The sequence below is a fragment of the Prevotella sp. oral taxon 317 str. F0108 genome, assembly GCF_000162415.1.
Classification (GTDB): domain Bacteria; phylum Bacteroidota; class Bacteroidia; order Bacteroidales; family Bacteroidaceae; genus Prevotella; species Prevotella conceptionensis.
Genome location: NZ_GG740109.1, coordinates 1 through 775, shown reverse-complemented (window position 1 = coordinate 775; position 775 = coordinate 1). Strand labels below are relative to the sequence as shown.

General features: G+C 39.0%; 2 protein-coding genes. Both read right to left on the bottom strand.

Going from position 1 to position 775, the window contains the following annotated elements:
- Positions 1-179: 179 nt before the first annotated feature.
- A complete protein-coding gene (locus HMPREF0670_RS15130) occupies positions 180-371 on the bottom strand; it encodes a hypothetical protein (protein WP_009232006.1) in 192 nt (63 codons plus the stop codon).
- A gap of 32 nt (positions 372-403) precedes the next feature.
- A partial coding sequence (locus tag HMPREF0670_RS16885) for a hypothetical protein (RefSeq protein WP_044078541.1) occupies positions 404-775 on the bottom strand: 372 nt, incomplete at its 5' end.

The following is a 775-nucleotide window of genomic DNA, read 5'->3' as shown; positions in this document are numbered from 1 at the left end:
TGCATCGACCTCTCGTATGCATTTGGGAAAGGACACCAGCAAGAAGAGAATGACAAACAACCTATTATGTAGAATACTATTTTCATACAACCAAACATTTAATGTCGATTTTATATCCAAAAGAAAGATACGCCACAGGTATGAAAAGCTCGTCCTAATGACATTATCTCCAACATCAGTTACCACTTTTTCATTATCATTTGCTGTTTCATTCTTTGCTTATAGGCTTTCCAGTCGGCCTTGTTCTCCCACATATACTTGTTCAGCTTACAGCCAAAGCTTGTGGAGGGTGGCAAATTCTTAGCAGGGACAAATTCGTAAAGTACATCATAAGGTTCAGGTACGTCTTCTTTCTTTGATACAACCCACATTCCGCTAAAGAGAAGGAGGTGATTTTTATCGATTATCTTAAAGCGATCTTCGCCAACACTTTGCGGAGTTGATAACGATATACTTTATCAACTTCCAATGTGTCTCCTTTAATTTCATAATATCCACCTCCCCCACAAAATCCCTTTTCTGAACTTATAATTTCTTGCATCAAATCTGCATCTTGTTTTTTCTGCTCGTAAAGTGAGTCTCTATTTTTAAAAACGATATTGCCAAACGTTCCATCAGAATAAAGAATAAACGGCTCGAATGTTCCCACCCTCTTATGGGTCACGACGTAGTATCCATTAATGTTCACTTTTTTAGCAATTCCAGTGTTAATGTTAGGGCGAAAGCGACCCACCTGCATCGAACGCTCATAGGCATTAGGAAAGGGCGACCAACA

What these genes read in the sequence shown, in the direction of transcription:
- HMPREF0670_RS15130 (WP_009232006.1), bottom strand. Translation starts at nt 371, where the DNA reads ATGTGGGTTGTATCAAAGAAAGAAGACGTACCTGAACCTTATGATGTA.